We start from the raw sequence: 17,494 nt of genomic DNA on the forward strand, positions 1-17,494 counted from the left end.
CCGCATTTGTCCCTAAAAGCCTTCAGTCTATTCCCCTGAGTAGCCCGTCCCTAAAAGCCTTCAGTCTTCAGCCTATCTGCCCGAATAGTTACTTAGACGCTATCCCAAAACCGGGGCAAAAGAAACGAGGCGAGGTTTGGGGATGGGTACTTAGTCAGGAGTCAGTAGATTTTTTCGACAGCTCTGGGCCTAGCAAACAAATATGGAGCAAAGGCCTAGATAATCGTTTCGGCCAATGGGGGATAGAGTCCACTGTCCACCCCGTCCACTGAGTCCACTCAGTCCACTGAGTCCACTCAGTCCACTGAGTCCACTGAGTCCACCCAGTCCATCGTCCATCGCCGCCTATTAACCATCGACCGTCTTAGAGTAGCCGAAACGATGACCATCACCGGAGAAAAGAGATATGCAAGTTGAACCCGAATGTATCCCCTGCATTTTAAAACAGGCCCTCCGTGGGGCAAAGCTGATCCAGGTAGATAAGTCCGTTCAACAAAGGTTGTTAAATGAGACTATGGACTACCTGAAGACCATCTCCTTTGAGGCCCATAATCCCCCTGGAATTACCTCATATCTTCATCACGGCTTGCTTAAAAGGATACTTAACCATCCGGATCCTTATCGCGAAGTTAAGCTTAAGTATAACCAAATCGGGTTGAATCTTTATGCTGACCTTCAATCTCGAGTTAAAAGATCGGCTGACCCGCTTTATACCGCGGCTAAATTAGCTATTGCCGGTAACTGTATAGACTTTGGAGTGGGAGATGGATTTGATCTGGAGGGAACCATTGAGCAGATTCTGAATTTCCCCCTGGGCAGGGATGACTATCAGGCCTTCAAGAAGGCCCTGCCAGAGGCCGGACAGATTCTTTACTTAGCTGATAATGCCGGAGAGCTGGTTTTTGATAAGATATTTATTGAGGAACTGTTAAGCGAGGAACCCTTAAAAGAGGGGCGGGCTATTCTCCGGGTGGTAGTAAAAAGCGCCCCGATTATAAACGATGTTACTATGGAAGACGCCCGTTTTATTGGCTTAGAGGGTCTCGTTCCAGTGGTGACCAATACGGCTGATGTGGGAACCCCTCTGGATACAGCTTCCCCTGAAGTTAGACGCCTCTTTGATCAAGCTGACCTTATTATCAGTAAAGGCCAGGGAAATTACGAAACACTGAATCAAAATAACCGAGGTAAGATATTTTTCTTCCTTCAAGCCAAGTGTGATATAGTGGCTAAGGCCTTGGGAGTAGATTTGGGGCAGGCGGTGTTGGCTATCCAATAGTCAATAGTCAATAGCCAATACTCTCTTTGGTCCCTTTAGTCCCTTTGGTCCCTTTGGGTTAAAGAGCCAATAGGCAATAGGGGAGAACGCCCTATTGCCTATTGGCTAATTGATAATTCTTATGAGCGCAATTGTCTTTATTGCTGGTGGAGCCAGAAGCGGAAAGAGCTGGCTGGCTCAGGAGTTCGCTAAGATGTGGGTCGAAGATTCCCCCCTTAAGGGAGTCCTCGGCGGCAAGAGTAAATTTGCTAAACAAGGTAAGAAGATTAAAGAAAGTCCGGCCGCCAGGGTCTGTTATTTGGCTACAGCCAGACCAGTGGATGAGGAGATGAAGGCCAGGATCGAACAACATAAACAGAAAAGACCAAAGGGTTGGTATACGGTGGAGGAACCCGTTGACTTAGTTTCTGTTCTTTCTGAAGTTAAAGGGACATTGATTGAAATGGTCATTATCGACTGTGTCACGGTCTGGATATCCAATATGATGGAAACGCTAAGTGGGGAATATGACGAAATAAGGGCTGAGATCCTTAAACGGACGGATGAATTAATTAAAGAATGCTTTAAACTGGAAGATGTGGCTATAGTAGTGGTTGGTAACGAAGTTGGTTCAGCCATAGTGCCTGAAAATGCCCTGGCCAGACAGTTCAGGGATATAAATGGCGAGGTAAATCAGCGATTTGCCCGGGCGGCCAGGCTGGCCTATCTTATGGTTTCAGGGATACCGGTGAAGATAAAGGGCGGTAAGCGGGAGGAGTAAGCGTTGAGGGCGAATAACTCAGCCAGGCGTATCCGCCGACCTGACATAACACCCCGAAGGAAGTATTCTTATAACTGTCAAAGATTAGACATACTAAACTTATGGAGGTGATTGAAGATGGAAGCAATGTTTGCACATCCGCTTCCCAAGCTACATAGCTTACCTGATACTTTGCCGAGGGAAGGCGCTCTACGCATTGAATTGCAAGAAGGAATACCCATTATACGGGCGTCTTCATACGTGCATGACCGGATTGAAACATTATTAAAGAAACAGCAGGAAGCTGGATTATCGAGGAAAGAAAGAGAAGAGTTTGATCTATATGAGGAAATTGATGATTACTTGAGTCTTATTAACAGGATTGTTCGCAACCTTTATTGGGGTTAAGAACAGAGAGAGAACCCTGGAACTAAGGAGAGAGGTGTGCTACTACTTCAAGAAACCTTAAAGCGAATTCGGCCCCTTGATACCGAGGTTATAGCTAAGGCCAGAGCCAGGTCTGATCAGTTGGCTATTCCCAGGAACAGCCTGGGACGGCTTCAGACAATGGCCCAACAAATAGCCGGAATAACCGGCCAGATCAACCCTCCTTACGAAAGAAAGGTCATTACCACCATGGCCGGAGACCACGGAGTGGTGGAAGAAGGCGTAAGCGCCTTTCCACCAGAGGTGACACCCCAGATGGTTTACAACTTTGTCAGGGGTGGGGCAGGGATAAACGTCCTGGCCGGACACGTGGGGGCTGAAGTAGTGGTGGTAGATATGGGGGTGGCCGCTGACCTGACTGATCTGAGGGAGACCTCCCGGATTATTTCTAAAAAGGTCGATTATGGGACAAGAAATTTTACCAAAGGCCCGGCCATGAATTATGATCAGGCAGTGGCCTCTATTGAAGCCGGCATAGAAGTAGTTAATGATCTGGCTAAAACCGGGCTTCACCTTCTGGGCCTTGGGGATATGGGGATTGGCAATACTACTCCCAGCAGCGCTATTGCGGCCGCCTTAACCGGCCGGAAGGTAGAAGAAGTTACCGGACGAGGCACCGGGGTAAATGACGAGACACTGAAGAGAAAGATTGAAGTAATAAAGCGTGGTCTGGCCGTCAATCAACCTGATCCGAGGGATCCCCTCGATGTGTTAGCTAAGGTAGGCGGGTTTGAAATCGGCGGGTTAGCCGGGGCGATAATTGGAGCGGCGGCTTTAAGGATTCCGGTAGTTATCGACGGCCTCATTGCCGGCGGCGGGGCCTTAATTGCCACTGAACTTTCTTCGACGGTCAAGAAATACATCTTTGCCGGCCACAACTCAGTGGAACCAGGACACAAGGTTATGCTGGAACGAATGGGACTTAGGCCGCTTCTTGATCTTGACCTTCGCCTGGGGGAGGGAACCGGCGCGGCTCTGGGGATAAGCCTGTTAGAGGCGTCCATCAAGATATTGAACCGGGTGTTGACCTTTGAAGAAGCCGCGGTCACCGAAGGAAATCGGTGATAACCTGATTACCGATTACCGTATCTACTCAAAATCAAGTTAAAAAAGTAAGCTCATTACAGATTATAGTGCTATGGGTTAAGTTTCATCTCCTTTTGTACCGACGACAGCGTTGGCATAAAAGCTTCCCCTCCCTTGATGCTTATCCTTACCCACAAATTGGATAAAAGGATGGGGGAAACAAGGATAAACCACGAAGAGCACGAAGGACACGAAGAAAAAAATATTTGTTTTATAATTCTTCGTGCTCTTCGTGTTCTTCGTGGTTTTAAAAGATGTGGGTAAGGATAAGCTTGATGGGAGGGGTTAGGGGAGGGTGAAATAAACAAGAGTAATAATATTGCCCGCCAATTTCACCCTCACCCTATCCCTCTCCCATCAAGGGAGAGGGAATTTTGCTTTGTCTCCCAACTAACTGCTTAACTTAGTTTTGAGCAGTTACCGATTACCTAAGCAGTTGCGAAAGGTGTAACGTTGCAGATTCTAACCGCCCTTAGCTTCCTCACCTGTCTGCCAGTTAGGCTAAGGAGACCACCTGACGAACGTGATCTGGCCGGGTCAATGGTCTACTTTCCCCTTATTGGATTTTTCCTTGGTTCCCTGCTTGTTTTACTTAATCTTATCCTCTCGCCTCTCTTACCGATAAGAGTAGTCAATTTGGCCTTACTCATTCTCCTGGCAGGATTAACAGGCGGTCTTCATCTGGATGGACTGGCGGATACCATTGATGGCCTGGCCGGCGGGAGAGAAAAGGAGCAGCGGCTGGCTATTATGCGAGACAGCCGTATCGGCGCCTTGGGCGCCCTGGCCCTTATTCTCCTTCTGTTAGCTAAATATGAACTCCTCTGCAGCCTTTCCGGGGATCACCGAAATATCCTTCTCTTGCTTATGCCGGCTATGGGCAGATGGAGTCAGGTAATGGGAGCCGGCCTTTTCCCCTCAGCCCGACCAGGGATGGGCAGCATTTTTGTTAAGGTAGTAGGCATCAAGGAATTAATCTGGACGACCTTGATGATCCTCCCTTTTTGCCTTCTTTTGGGCCTGTTCCAGGGTCTCCTTTTCTGTCTAATAAATTTTGGGGCAGCCCTGGTCCTCTTTTGGCTTATCAGTCGCAGAATCGGTGGGCTAACTGGTGATTCTCTTGGGGCCGTAAGCGAGACGATTGAAGTGGTCAGCCTGGTCATTGGACTACTTATGGTGGCCTGAAATTATTCGACCTCTGCCCACCAAAATTCACCCTGGAGACTACTGCTTCACGACGTTTGATTTTAGCAGTTGAGCTATTTTGACGATATCTGATCGACGGATACCTGACATTGAAACTTTGTAACTATTCAGCCACAAAGCCACTACTTCATCCTTTTATTTCCCTTCTTGTTCTTTCGCCTTCGGCAACAATCAAACGAGCTGTCTCTTCTTGGGTTTTCTGAATTAGATGGGCTATTTCTTTTAGGGTTTCTTTTAAGCCTTCCTCCATTTTGACAATGGTCTCATCCATTTTAGCAATCATTTCTCTCGTCACTTTTGACATGGTTAGGTCTATACTACTGTATTTTCTCCTTCGCCCCTGCGGGGCTTAATTAATTTTCAATCTAATGTTCCGTAGGTTCAAACCTACGGCTAACATACTACAGCCCTTCGGGCTTTAATAATGATTCCTGAACTCCAGAGCCTGTCAGGAGCAGGTTCTGTCAGAACTTGCCCTGATGAAAATCAGGGAACAGGTTTTATTAATATATCCTATTATACGCCGAAGGCGTAAAGAAATTTAGCCACAGATTTCAATCTACGGAATAATGGTATCCCCTAAGGTCAAGCCCTGACAGGGCGTAGGAAAGATTTCAACCCATTGTTTATAATCTCTAACCATACAGGTCGAATTAATGGTTGACAGAATTGCTTGGATACTATAAACTAAAAATATAATGGAAGATTTTACCCTGAAGGTATTTTACAAGTTAGCCCAATTAAAAAGTTTCTCAAAGGTAGCCGAGGAATTATACATCACCCAGTCTGCGGTCAGCCGCCAGATTAAGAATTTAGAAGACAACCTGGCCGTAAAATTGTGCCTTAGGGAAAAGGAGGGAATTTCACTCACCCAGGAAGGCAGAATCTTGCTGGGTTATGTGAAAAAAATATTGGCTCTTTATGAAAAAGCGACTAAGGAGATAGACCACTTCAGGCATACCAGTCTGGATAAACTAATCATAGGCGCCAGTACTACCTTAGGTGAATATGTGCTGCCCAGGATAATTAGCTATTTTGGGAAAAAACACCCTGAAGCGGATATCTACTTAAGAGTAGCCAATACAAAGGAGATATTAAAACAACTATCGGCTAATGCCTTTAATTTAGCCTTGCTTGAAGGGCGATTTGATAATTCTTCTTTTATAGTTGAGAAGGCCATGGAAGATGAATTAGTGCTCATTGTTTCCAATGAGCATCGATGGGCTAAGAATCCGGGTATAAATTTTAGTGAATTAAGAACGGAGCCGCTGATAATAAGAGAAGAAGGGTCAGGAACAAGGAAGGTGCTGGAGGAAGCGCTGGCTAAATTGGGGGCAGAGCTTTCTGATTTAAACATCAAAATGGAGCTTGACTTAACAGAGGCAGTCAAGAACGCTGTAGGAGAAAACCTTGGTGTCTCCTTTGTCTCCAAATCTACCCTTATTAAAAAGCCGGGAAATATAGTAATCGTCCCCCTAACTAACATGTATCTTCGGTTTGACTTCAACCTTATCTACAACCGGGAAAGAGGGCTTACCTCTTTAACCCTCGAATTTATAGAGTGCTTGAAGGAGAGATTGTCTAAGCAGGCGGGGGTGTAGTATATCAATAGAATAAGGGAGTATGTCAGGAGATATCTGGCTTCTTACCCCGATAGAGCCTGGAAGCGATGGCAATAGAAAGGACAGTGATGAGTATGCCGACTAACCCATCGCTGAGGTAATGCCATCCAAAATAAAGGGTAGACACAAAGTTAAGCACGGCCCAGATGAACATAGGTATCCAAAGCCGGCTTGAAGCCCGGAAAAAATAGTAAGCGTGATTAAACATCATGGTGACATGCAGACTGGGCATAGCCCCGACGCCGTTGCCTAACATGATCCTGAAGTGCTGCGGATCAGATAGGTAGGCCTGTTGAGCCCACAGGAGAGATTTCTGGATTTCTGCTATCTCTGTCCCTTCCAGAAAGGTGTAGAAATCTGGTCTGAAATAGCACGGGCCCCATGAAGGAAACAAGAGATAGCCGATAAGGGAAAGATAGTGGGCCGCAATAAGAGAAGTCGCATAATGCCAGGAAAGATTCAAGTCCCTCTTCATGGTGGCTAAGAAAAAAAGGGTGAAAAGAAGAAGAAAGAAATGGGAGCAATAGACAATAGTCAGGAACCCGGTCAATAGCGACCAGTTATGTTGTGAAACCCAACCAGGGAGGTTGTGGCCTAAAAAGAGGATATTGTCTAATTCCCAAAGCTCTGGGTCAAAAGATCTCTGGGCCAGCACGAAAGAGGCCGGTTTAAGGTTGGAATATACTATAAAACACAAAAAGGCCTGCAAGATAATGGGTAGGAGGCTGATAATAGAGCTGAAACTATAGTATCTTGATAGTCTCTCCTTGATGAACCGACGAATATCAGGGAGGATATCTCCTTTTAGATAATGCAAGCCAACGTTCTTAACGAGGCTAAATTCAAGGAGAACTATGGGGAGAGCTAAATACAATAAGTACAAGATGATTACAAACAGAAGAGTCTGGAAGAGGCTCTCCGGCAAGGCCTCGAAATTGAGTCCGCTGACCTTGCAGAGCAGAAAGGCCCCCATAAAGGCCCCTATATTCCACAGCCCGACCGAGTTACCCCGCCAGAATCCTGTTTTAAAAAAGAATGGAACGATCATCGGTTTATTGTAACCGTTCAGTCACGGATGCACACAGATGAAACACGGATTTCCGTGAACCGTGTCCGGGAGTCGTGTCCGTGATTAGGTTGTAGGGACAACCCTTGTGGTTGTCCGCCTATGGAACGGACAGGGATAAGCTCTGTCCTTACAACTCCGCCTTCTGTCCTCTATTATTTATCCGTGCTAATCCGTGTCAATCAGTGGCTGAACGGTTACGGTTTATTATGGCTTCTATACGTTCAGATATGATCAGAATAGCTGAATTGAAAGAGAAACTGGCTAAGTCCAACAGGTAGGGGCGAATAATCATTCGCCCCTACCTTTCTTATCGAGAGCCAACGGTAAAAAGATAGCCACCACCCTTTTTAATAAAAGAGTGATGGCTACATAAAGACCCTCCTAAGGTCTCTATTACCGTAGATACATTGGCCTTGTGACTGCGAATACCGACCCGGTAGGGGCGAAAAATTTTTCGCCCCTACTCTGGCTACCGGGTGTCTGGGAGTTTAGTGTCTGGTGACCTAATGTTCCGACTATCAGACACACCAGACCCCGACTACCCGTTTATTTTTCCGGGTCGGATGGAGCGCCAGAGAACCATCCATCCGACCCTTATCTTAACTTCTACCTGCTTTCTTCCGCCTCCGTTTTAACCGGCTTTTTTCTCTCCCGCCTTGTGCGTTGCCTCTTCCCGTTCACCTATTTTACTACAATCATCTTTCTGGTAGCCTCGAAGGAACCGGCCTTGAGCTGGTAGAAGTAGATACCGCTGGCTACTTCCTGACCGCTGTTATCTTTGCCATCCCAGTAAGCAGCCCGGTCTTTAGAGATATAGCTTCCGGCTGTAAGCACACCTAAGTCCAGGCTCCGAACCAACCGGCCAGAGAGGTCAAAGATGTTGACCGTTACCCCGGCCTCCTGGCTCAGACTGAAGGGCAGGAAGGTCTCCGGATTCATCGGGTTAGGATAGTTCTGACCCAGCATGGTCTTAGTCGGTACCATCGCCCCCATACCCAGGCTGATATAATCCGCCAGGACTTGCTTCAGTTCGCTGTTGCCATCTCCCAGGGCTTCGTACATATCCCGGAAGGCCTCTAAATAGGCGGCGTAATCTATTCTTTCTTCTGAAGCCGCCGCTATCGGCGCCGCCGTGATTACGGTATGGCTCTGGTGCCAGTTGAGACCCACCGAGAGCACGTCTTTGGCATCCACTACGCCGTCACCATTGGCATCGGCATAAGTGGCCGCTACCGTAGACCAGCCGATCATTGACTGGCCAATCCACTGGGTGGTGGCGCTGGCTCTCGGTTTGCCCGACACCTTCCAATACATGCCTATCGGCAGGATGTCCTTGGCATCCACATAACCATCGTTGTTGGTATCACCAGGCCAGATAACCAGGTTGTAGATGTTGCCTGCAATGACCCTGATCTGGGCCGAGGTCATCTTCACGCCTACGGGTTCATTGGCGCTGTTTCTGACTTCTACATCAGAGAAGCTCAGGTCGATCAGGTCGCCCACCTGACAGGCCGGCTCTTCAGCCAGCTTGAAGGTTATCTTCACCAGGGCCTCGCTCTCATCATAACCTGTCACGCCTGTGCCGTGTATCCCTTTCTTGCGGCTGATACCGATCTCGATCTTGCCGGCCGCCTCGTCTACCTTGGCCACATCTTCGTGATTCTCAATCAAGACCAGCTTGTTCGGATCAGAATCGAGGTATTTGCCAGGCGTAGCCGACACGTAATCCAGGATGTCTGACCGGGTGAAGTTCAGGGTAAAGGCCACACCGTAAATATCTTTGCCCTTATGGAAGTCATCGCCCACATATACGTTAAGCTCAAAGGTCTGGCCAGGACGCTGCTCATAGACCTCCTTACCCAGTCTAAGCTTCACTTGGGTAGTAGAGGAGACCACGTGGATAGTGACTGCATCAGGATGCGAGGTCCTCCCGCTGGGATCAATCACCACCAGTTGGAAGGTATAATCACCTACATAGTTGGGCACAAAGGTCGGATGCTCCACCTGGTCAAGGATAACCGTCTCCGGACCGGCTGTCTGGGTCCAGACATAGGCCAGGACATCGTTCTTATCCAGGTCATAGCTCTTGGAGCCGTCCAGGATGACCGTGGTGTTGGCCTCCACCGTCATGTCGGCTCCGGCCTCGGCTATCGGCGTATGTCCCTCTTTGCTCCAGGGCTTGTAGTCAACATAGTCGCTTACCCTATCTCCCAGACCATTGAGGTTGTAATAAGGTCTGGTCTTGGATTTATCCGCCGGACCAGTGGCGTCTCCCCACCAGTTATATTTGGCGTTGATCAGCACATCTTCATCCGAGTTGTAAACGGCGTAGTTGGCATTACTCAGGAACTCATTCATATCTTCTTCACTCCCGCCGATAAGAGGATTGGAACCGGTGCTGGTGTAAATGCCGTATTCGGCGTTTTCCGTGAAGACTGATTGGGTAATAGCCGGCGAGGCGCCCAGGGTGCATTTTACGCCAATGCCGTTCCAGATGAAATTGGCCCGCTTGATACTCGGCGCATTAGCCGCACAGTCAACCCCGACCGCCGCATACTTAATCACTACCTCCTCCAGCTCGCCGCTGGTGGTAGCGTCGTTAAAGGCGATGCCGCCCCAGTCACCGATCGTGGCTTCCATATAATCCTCATCAGCGTTAGTGTCTCCGCCATAGTTGTCATCCCGGTAAGAGGTGAAGATGATCTGCCCCTGGCCGGTGGTGCCGACCGCCCTGATCCTAGCATTATCATTCAGGTAAATAGAACCCCTCACCTTGATGGTAACACCGGGGTCAATGGCCCAGAAGGCGCCGTTGGTTACGGTCAGTCCATCAGGGATATAGAAAGGAGCATCTGTTTCATGCCAGGTAACCGACGGCGTCCCCTGAGCGCTCGGGGCTAAAGCCGGGCCGGCTTCCACTACTTCAGCTTCAACCGCCGGCCTAGTAATATCGCCGCAGACCTTAATGGCATCATACTGATTGCCGAAGATCTCGTTGTCCGTAATCAGATAGGCATTATTGGCCGTAATGCCGATGGCATAGTTGCGATTGTAGTTAATCAGGTTATGCCTGATAATCGGCTCGGCTTCCTCCCAACAGAAGGTGGCAATAGTCCCGGCTATGTGGCCCGTCGGATCATCGGTGTAGGTGAAGTCATCGTCCGGGGAGTAGGAATCATTGTAAGTCAGATGGTTCCACTCGATCAGCGGATCAGAGTTATTTCTCACCGCAATAGCCCGGTAGGTGTTGTAAGCGATCTTGTTGCTGGTGATGGTCGGTGAGGCATTGTGCAGCTCTACCCCATCCTCAGAGTAGAGGATGATAGACCGGTTGATGAGGGAATCATCTCGGGATTGATCCCTAAAGAGGATGCCCTGCCAATCGCCGTCATCGGCTACCCTGGCCTCGGATTGACCATCGCAGTTGGTGTTTCCGCCAAAGTCATCGTCAAAATAGGAAGTGAAGACGATGAAGTTTTCGCTCCAGTCGGAGGGGCGGATGGTCCGCTCAAAGGGCGGGCAGCAGTTCTGGCCCGGCTCAATGATGTCAAAGGCATGCAGGTCGCCGCCCGGATCGCCGTCGGCAATCAGTCTGCCTCTGATCTCCAGACCGGCCCCTTCGGACTTGGGCTTGGTCTCATCGAACTTGATGACGTTACCAGGCATAATGGTCAGGGTGACGTCTTCCTCTACGATAACCCGCTGGACAAAATAGGGCACTAAGTCATTATAGTTCCAACTGGTGCCAGCCACGGCGTAGTTGGCATACCAGACCGTATCCGTGCAGTGGTTGGTGGCATCGATCCAGATGGCATTATGGTTGTTGCCCTTGATCAGGTTGTCCTTGATGATGTAACCGCCCACACAATCTCCCAGTCGGTTCTGTCCTTTGATGATGGCCCAGCCGTCATTGTCCTGGATGAGGTTGTCGGTGATGGTCTCAGAGGCGGTGGCGGTGGAGTAGATACCGCCGCCGGCTCCATCCACATCAGTCGGCCTAACTCCATTGTCGTGTATATCACAGTTGGTCACCACTAAGTCGGTGTGGTTGCCCACGTAGTAGTTGCCCTCATTGAGGATGCCCCAACGGCCGTTGCGAGCAAATTCGCAGTTGTCAATGGTGATGCGGCCGTCATCCAGCTTGAAGTCGGCCCCGTCCAACCGGTTGTCGGTGAATTCTGAATTAGTCAAGGTCGGATTCATGGCCGGCTCAGGATCATTGGTCATATCGGCCGTCTTGTCACCGCTGTAAAGTATGCCGTAGGCAGCCGAGTTAGTGCTCCTGATATGGTCGATGACCACATCACTGCCGTAGACCTCGATGTTGCCCCGGTGATACTCGCCCAGGCCGTCAGCATACCAGCCGCCGTAGCGGATATCCGCATAGCTTATGATGGAGCCCTCCGAGGTCTCTTCAAATTTGATCCGCTGCCAATCACCGGCCTGCGGGTAATAGACCTGGCCGTCTGGTCTGGTCCAGGTGCTGAAGGTGATCCGCAGCTCGGGGATGGTGCCTTCCGGAGACGGCGCCCGCCCGGCCGCTACTAAGGTTCCCTGGATGACCAGCTCAGGCGGCTGGTTAGGATCGGTCAGAGTGGAGAATGGTCGGAAGAGAACTTCTACGCCCGGCTCCACCGTCAGGGTCACGCCCGGCTGAACCTGAACCAGGTCCTCAATGATGTAAGGTGAATTGGAGAGAGACCAGACCGTATCTTCTTGATAGATGCGGTCATCATAAGGCGGCACATCGTCCAGGATGCGGTTGACATAGGTGGCTGACTTTTTGACCGACCAGGCGCCGGTGAAGGCCGACTGGTTGCCGCCGCAGTCAACGGCCGCTACTCGCCAGTAGTAGACCTCACCCATCAGCATGGCATACTCATTGGGCAGGGTGTATTCTACCGTGGAATAACCTTGATCCAGAACCTTTACGTTTACCTCAGGCGAGGAGAAATCAGAATCACGGTCCATCTGGAAGATATAGTAAGTCGCATCCGGCGTGGCCGTCCACTCGAAGATGGGGGTCGAATCCGTCACCGGACTGGGCGTCATATCACCCACTACCTTACTTACCTTAGCCGGGTGGATCAGGGTCGGCGTGGCCGGCGATTTGAGGTCGACCTCAAATCGATTGGGGGTGCTCCAGTTGGTGGAATTAGTCGCCTGATCAAAGGCCTTGACCCGCCAGTAGTAGATACCTTCAGGGAAGGCGTTCAAGCCGGCCAGGGCCCCCTCAAACCGGCCGCCAAATTGGCCATTGTAGGCCTGATAGTCGGCTTCGGTGATGTTGAATCGGCCGTTGCCATCCTGATCAATCGGCCAGCGGCTGTTGGCGATATTCTGAATGCTGGGAACCCCGTTGGTCCGGAATTCCATCAGCGGCTCAAAGGGTAGCTCGCTGATGTTTATCTCCAGAGGATCAGTGAACTTGATGTCGTCGCTTACCTGCAGGGTGTAGACGATGGGGGCGGAAGGATCGCCCATTGGATCCCAGTCAAAGATAGGGGTGGCATCATTGACGCACTGACCGTCCGCCGGTGTGACCAGTCTCACTGACTTGCAGCTCACAAAACAGTCGGCAATCCGAGTATCAATATGAATCTCCCAGACATCGGTCGACCAGCCGGTCTTGCAGCAGCGGTTGCCGGCCTCATCCACACCACCGACTCTCCAATAGTAAGTGCCGTCTCTTAGGGCCACGGTCGGCACATAGCTGGAGACCTTGGTCCACTCATCTACCTCGGGTGAGGCAAAGTCGATGTTGTTGTCAATCTGAATATTATAGGTGATTTTGTCTATGCTCGGCCCGGTGCCCTCATCCTCGTAGGCTGACCCCTCATCCGACCAGTCAAAGAAGGGGGTGTCATCGTTGGTATAGGTGCCGTCATCCGGTGAAACCAGGCTCGGACATGAATCTACGTGCGGATCGATCCTGATGGCCCGGATCTCTGACCAGGTGGACTCATTCTCGGCACAGTCAATGGCCGTCACCCGCCAGTAGAAGGTCTTGCCGGCCCCGATACTAGGCAGAATAGTTGGCGTAAAGGTCATACGGCCATCTAAGACCTGGAACATCTCCGGATGATAGACATCGTGAGGGTCTCTCGGATCATTGGAATATTCAATGGTCTCATCAAAGATGTCGCCATTATTGGAATGATCCGCTGTGGTCAGGTCATTATCGCTCTCGATCTGGATGAGGTAGTAAACCTTATCGCAGTAGTCTGAGTTAAGGAAGTTGCCTGACAGCTCTGAAGAGTGGTAAGTCTTGGAATCAACCACCTGCTCCCAGGTCATCGTGGGCGTAATATCATTGGTAATGTAGAAATCTTCTGGTGAGATCAGATTAGGGGCGTCCGGGGCCGTGGTGTCAATGGTGAATCTCCGGTAAGGACTGGTATGGCTCCACTCGGAGATGTTGCCGGCACAGTCCATCGCCCGCACTCGCCAATAATAGGTTCCTTCCGGCAGGGCCGGCGTGACCGTCATTTGACTGCCGTGGATATAACCGGTCGTGCTGCCGTCTAAGGGGTTATCTCCGCCTACCAATTGTGACTCAAAGTCGTTTATGTCCAGAATAGGTGAAGAGAAATCAGCATCATCATCGATCTGGAGCTGATACCTCAGGTCGTAAGCCTCTGGCTCATCCCAGTCTAAGGTGGGGGTGTCATCGTTGAAGATGATGGCGTCATCCGGTGAGGAATAGTTGGGCATATCCGGCGGCGTCAGGTCCACGGTAAAGACCATCATATTCCCGCCGTTACTTCTGTTGCCGGCATCGTCAACGGCAATGACCCGCCAGTAGTAGTGCCCCTCATTCAGCTCATAAGCCGGTGGCAGGGTATACTGGGACTCGGTCAGACCAGAGACAGAGACGTCCGGGTCGATAAAGTCCGGGTCCCCGGCATCTTTGGCCTTGACCAACTCGAAGATGTAAGATATGGTCCGCTGCTGGGTATCGGTATCCTCCCAATAGAAGGTCGGCCTGGTTCGGCTGAAGGGCCGGCTGAGTGGACCGCCGGTGCCTGAAAAGACGCTGGGTGAAATATCCGGCTCCACCGCATATCCCTCGTCCCGGTAGCTGACACAGCCAAAAGGCGATAAGAGAACCGGATCGGCTGGGGCCTCCATTTCCGGATTGAAGCTCCAGACCTGGCTGGCGCACTGGTTGCCGGCCTTATCATAGGCAGTTACCCGCCAGTAATAGATTACCCGGTTATCCAGGGCCTCTGAATCAGCCGTTTGATAGCTGGAGACCGGCGGCGTCCCGGTGTTCCACTGATCAATAACCAGGGGAGCCGTAAAGCTTGATTCGGTATCAACCTGAATATTGTAGCTGATAATATTGGGGTCGGTCACATCAGCCCAGTCAAATAAGGGAGTCGTATCGGGCAGGGCGATCCCGTTGGATGGAGAGAGCAGCTCAGGTGTGCAGGGCGGGATGGTGTCAATGATAAAGACCTGCGTCTTCCATGGACTGATGTTGCCGGCACAGTCCCTGGCCCGCACCCGCCACATATAGTTGCCATCGGCTAAGGCTGCCGTATAAGTCGGCTGGGTCAGCTCAGTCACGTCAACTATGGGTGAGCTCCAGCCTGTCTCCATGGGCGCAATCTGCAGGTCATAGCGAAGCTCCTCGCCGTGACTGATCACCCAGGCGTAGGTCTCAGGTGGATTGCCGTCATCGGTACTGGTAAGATATGTAGCCGCCGTAGCGCTCCAATCTACCCAGTGCGTCTGAGAAGTGGTATCCCCCTCATTCCAGATAAAGGTCGGGGTCGGATCGGCCACATAGGCGCCGTTATCCGGAGTGTCAGACAGGTCCTGGGGAGTGGTCGGCGCTTTGGTGTCCACGATAAAGGCAAAGGAGTCAGACCAGGTATTGCCCGCATCATCGGTTACCTGCAGCTCCCACCAATAAAAATCACCGTCGGTATCCGAATCCTCCAGACAGACCGTGGTGATAAAGCTATGCTGGGTCCCGCCGCCACCGACGTCGACCCACCCATTAGCATCACTACTAGGAAGATTAACCACATTCGTGCTATCATAGACGCCCAGATTTCTATTGACGATTCGAACTTGATAGGTCACGGCTGGCGGCTCATCCAGACCATTGGGCCTGGCCCCGTAAGGCGGCAGGTCAACCCACTCCAGAGTCGGGGTGCAGTCATTGATATGGAACTGCCGGCTGCAGAACTCTGAGTCAGCCCCAGGATAGATCAGTCTGGCCACGGGCGCCGTGGTATCCACCGTAAAGTAACAGATTTCACTCCAGTTGCCTACCACCTCGTTACAGGAAGGATCCAGGGCCCTCACCCGCCAGAACCAGATGCCGTCCGGTAAGACGGCCCCGGTCCAGGCAGTCGTCCGGTCAGAAAGCCAAGCTACCTGATTGCCGTTAGCATCCTGACCATTAGAAAACAAAAAGCTGCTAACCTCTGAAGGCGCCGCCGCAGCATCATTACCATTTCTGATCCAGAGGTCGTACTCCACATCTTCCGAATCAGCAATCGAGAAAGACTCGTCATGATCAAGCTGGATTTCATACCACAGGTCACTGGGCTGACTCCCTGAAGGATCAGCCACCTCGGTCCAGGTGAAGGTAGGCGTACCCGTATTGATCCGGTCTCCTCCATTAGTGCCGGTGGTGGTGCACTGGCCCGGTGACTGGAGGATAGGCGCCTCAGGCGGGATACAGTCTTCCAAGTCTACGATGACCCGCCACTTGACACTCCAGTTAGTGGAGTCACTCCAGGAATGGGCGTTGACCGACATAACCCGCCACCAGTAGGTGCCTTCGGGTAGACGACCGGCGTTGAGAGCCTGGAAGAGATCAGTGGACTGTTGATCATAGACTAAGCCCGGATAGGTGTCCCCAATGGTAAAGCACGTTATGGTGCCGGGTATCCAGGCCTGAATGAGGAGATTATTGGCGTTTAGGGCGGCTGTATCTACCCCCGACCCTTCTCTCTCATTTTCATCCTCAAAGTTATCATTATTGAACCAGCCGAACTGGAAGATGTAAGAGTCACTGGCATCGTCTCCGCCACCTGTCTGAGTAATGCCGGGTCCCCCAGCGGCTAAATCCAGCGCATTCAGCACACCCTCATAAGGAATGCCCACCCTGGCATCCCAGCAGAAGGTAGGCTGAGGTGAATTGGTAGTGAGGCCGTCGATAAGAGACCGCAGGTCCACCGGCCGGATAGTGAAGGACCAGGTGGTGCTCCAGTTGGTGTAAGGCCTCCCAGAACCACCCGCCCCCTCATCAGAATAACCCATCACCCGCCAGTAGTAAGTTCCGTTCTTGAGGTTAAAGGAGCCGGTGTCAACGGCATAGAACCCCTGGGTGGGATCAAGTCCCCAGATGGCCTGACTGTCGGCGGTAGTGACAATCTTCGGCCATTGTTCCGTGGAGCCATCCGGATTGAATTCTGTCCGCTCCGCAAAACCTGGATCTTTATCTATCCAAATGGCCCAACTGTCAATCACATCATTGGCGCTGCTGTCGGACAGGTTCTCGGCCGCGCCGAATACTAGGTCAGGCGTGGCGCTGTAAACATCAAACCCATTTAAAGGATACTGCAGCACCGGTGGGACTATGTCAAACCAGCCCAGGTTGCTCTTGGTGTCCTCATCCACAATGACCCGCCAGTAGTACCTGGTGATTTCACCTTCCGGTACACAGTCCAGGGCCAGGCTGTCGGGTATGTTAAAGGAATGTGTTACCCCCGGACCTCCAAAACCACCACCAGACACATTTAAACCATAATCCCCTATGCTGTCAAAAAGGAGATTAACCTCGAATTCTAACGGATAAAGAAAGTCATTCCGCTCATCGACCTGGACAATAAACTGTTGAGCCGTATCAGGCCCGTTCCAGTACCAGGTCAAAGATGGGGTAGCGTCCCAGGTGTCAATCCCGTTAATGGGACTGGTCAAGGACAGGGCATACCCCGTGCCCACCATGGCTGTCCCCAACACAGCCAGGGTGGCTAACACTACCATCACCATTTTTAGTACATCTTTCTTCATTTAAATAACCT

General features: G+C 50.9%; 9 protein-coding genes. 6 read left to right on the forward strand and 3 right to left on the reverse strand.

Annotated features, from left to right (window positions below; all coding sequences use genetic code 11):
- Positions 1-406: 406 nt before the first annotated feature.
- From AB1797_01675 to cobS, 5 genes are all read left to right on the forward strand, one after another.
- Positions 407-1,279 carry an ARMT1-like domain-containing protein gene (locus tag AB1797_01675; protein MEW5766322.1) on the forward strand — a complete coding sequence of 291 codons (873 nt, stop codon included), beginning with the start codon at positions 407-409 and terminating at the stop codon, positions 1,277-1,279.
- Positions 1,280-1,400: 121 nt separating this feature from the next.
- Positions 1,401-2,039: a bifunctional adenosylcobinamide kinase/adenosylcobinamide-phosphate guanylyltransferase gene (gene cobU / locus AB1797_01680; protein MEW5766323.1), complete on the forward strand. Its 639-nt coding sequence runs from the start codon at positions 1,401-1,403 to the stop codon at positions 2,037-2,039.
- Between the two features lie 126 nt (positions 2,040-2,165).
- A complete protein-coding gene (locus tag AB1797_01685; GenBank protein MEW5766324.1) occupies positions 2,166-2,426 on the forward strand; it encodes a hypothetical protein in 261 nt (86 codons plus the stop codon).
- Between the two features lie 36 nt (positions 2,427-2,462).
- On the forward strand, positions 2,463-3,530 hold the full coding sequence (gene cobT / locus AB1797_01690; GenBank protein MEW5766325.1) for a nicotinate-nucleotide--dimethylbenzimidazole phosphoribosyltransferase: 1,068 nt from the start codon (positions 2,463-2,465) through the stop codon (positions 3,528-3,530).
- 474 nt (positions 3,531-4,004) lie between these two features.
- Positions 4,005-4,736 carry an adenosylcobinamide-GDP ribazoletransferase gene (cobS, locus tag AB1797_01695; GenBank protein ID MEW5766326.1) on the forward strand — a complete coding sequence of 244 codons (732 nt, stop codon included), beginning with the start codon at positions 4,005-4,007 and terminating at the stop codon, positions 4,734-4,736.
- 148 nt (positions 4,737-4,884) lie between these two features.
- Here the strand turns inward: cobS and AB1797_01700 are convergent, their stop codons facing one another.
- Positions 4,885-5,040: a hypothetical protein gene (locus tag AB1797_01700; GenBank protein ID MEW5766327.1), complete on the reverse strand. Its 156-nt coding sequence runs from the start codon at positions 5,038-5,040 to the stop codon at positions 4,885-4,887.
- Between the two features lie 415 nt (positions 5,041-5,455).
- Between AB1797_01700 and AB1797_01705 the strand changes: the two genes are divergently transcribed.
- Positions 5,456-6,358: a LysR substrate-binding domain-containing protein gene (locus AB1797_01705; GenBank protein ID MEW5766328.1), complete on the forward strand. Its 903-nt coding sequence runs from the start codon at positions 5,456-5,458 to the stop codon at positions 6,356-6,358.
- A 25-nt stretch (positions 6,359-6,383) separates the two neighbouring features.
- On the opposite strand, the gene AB1797_01710 is transcribed toward AB1797_01705, so the two are convergent.
- A complete protein-coding gene (locus AB1797_01710) occupies positions 6,384-7,427 on the reverse strand; it encodes a phosphatase PAP2 family protein (GenBank protein MEW5766329.1) in 1,044 nt (347 codons plus the stop codon).
- Positions 7,428-8,129: 702 nt separating this feature from the next.
- Positions 8,130-17,483, reverse strand: coding sequence for a right-handed parallel beta-helix repeat-containing protein (locus AB1797_01715; protein MEW5766330.1), 9,354 nt, complete (start codon positions 17,481-17,483; stop codon positions 8,130-8,132).
- Positions 17,484-17,494 lie beyond the last annotated feature (11 nt).

Source organism: bacterium, assembly GCA_040753085.1.
GTDB lineage: Bacteria > UBA9089 > JASEGY01 > JASEGY01 > JASEGY01 > JASEGY01.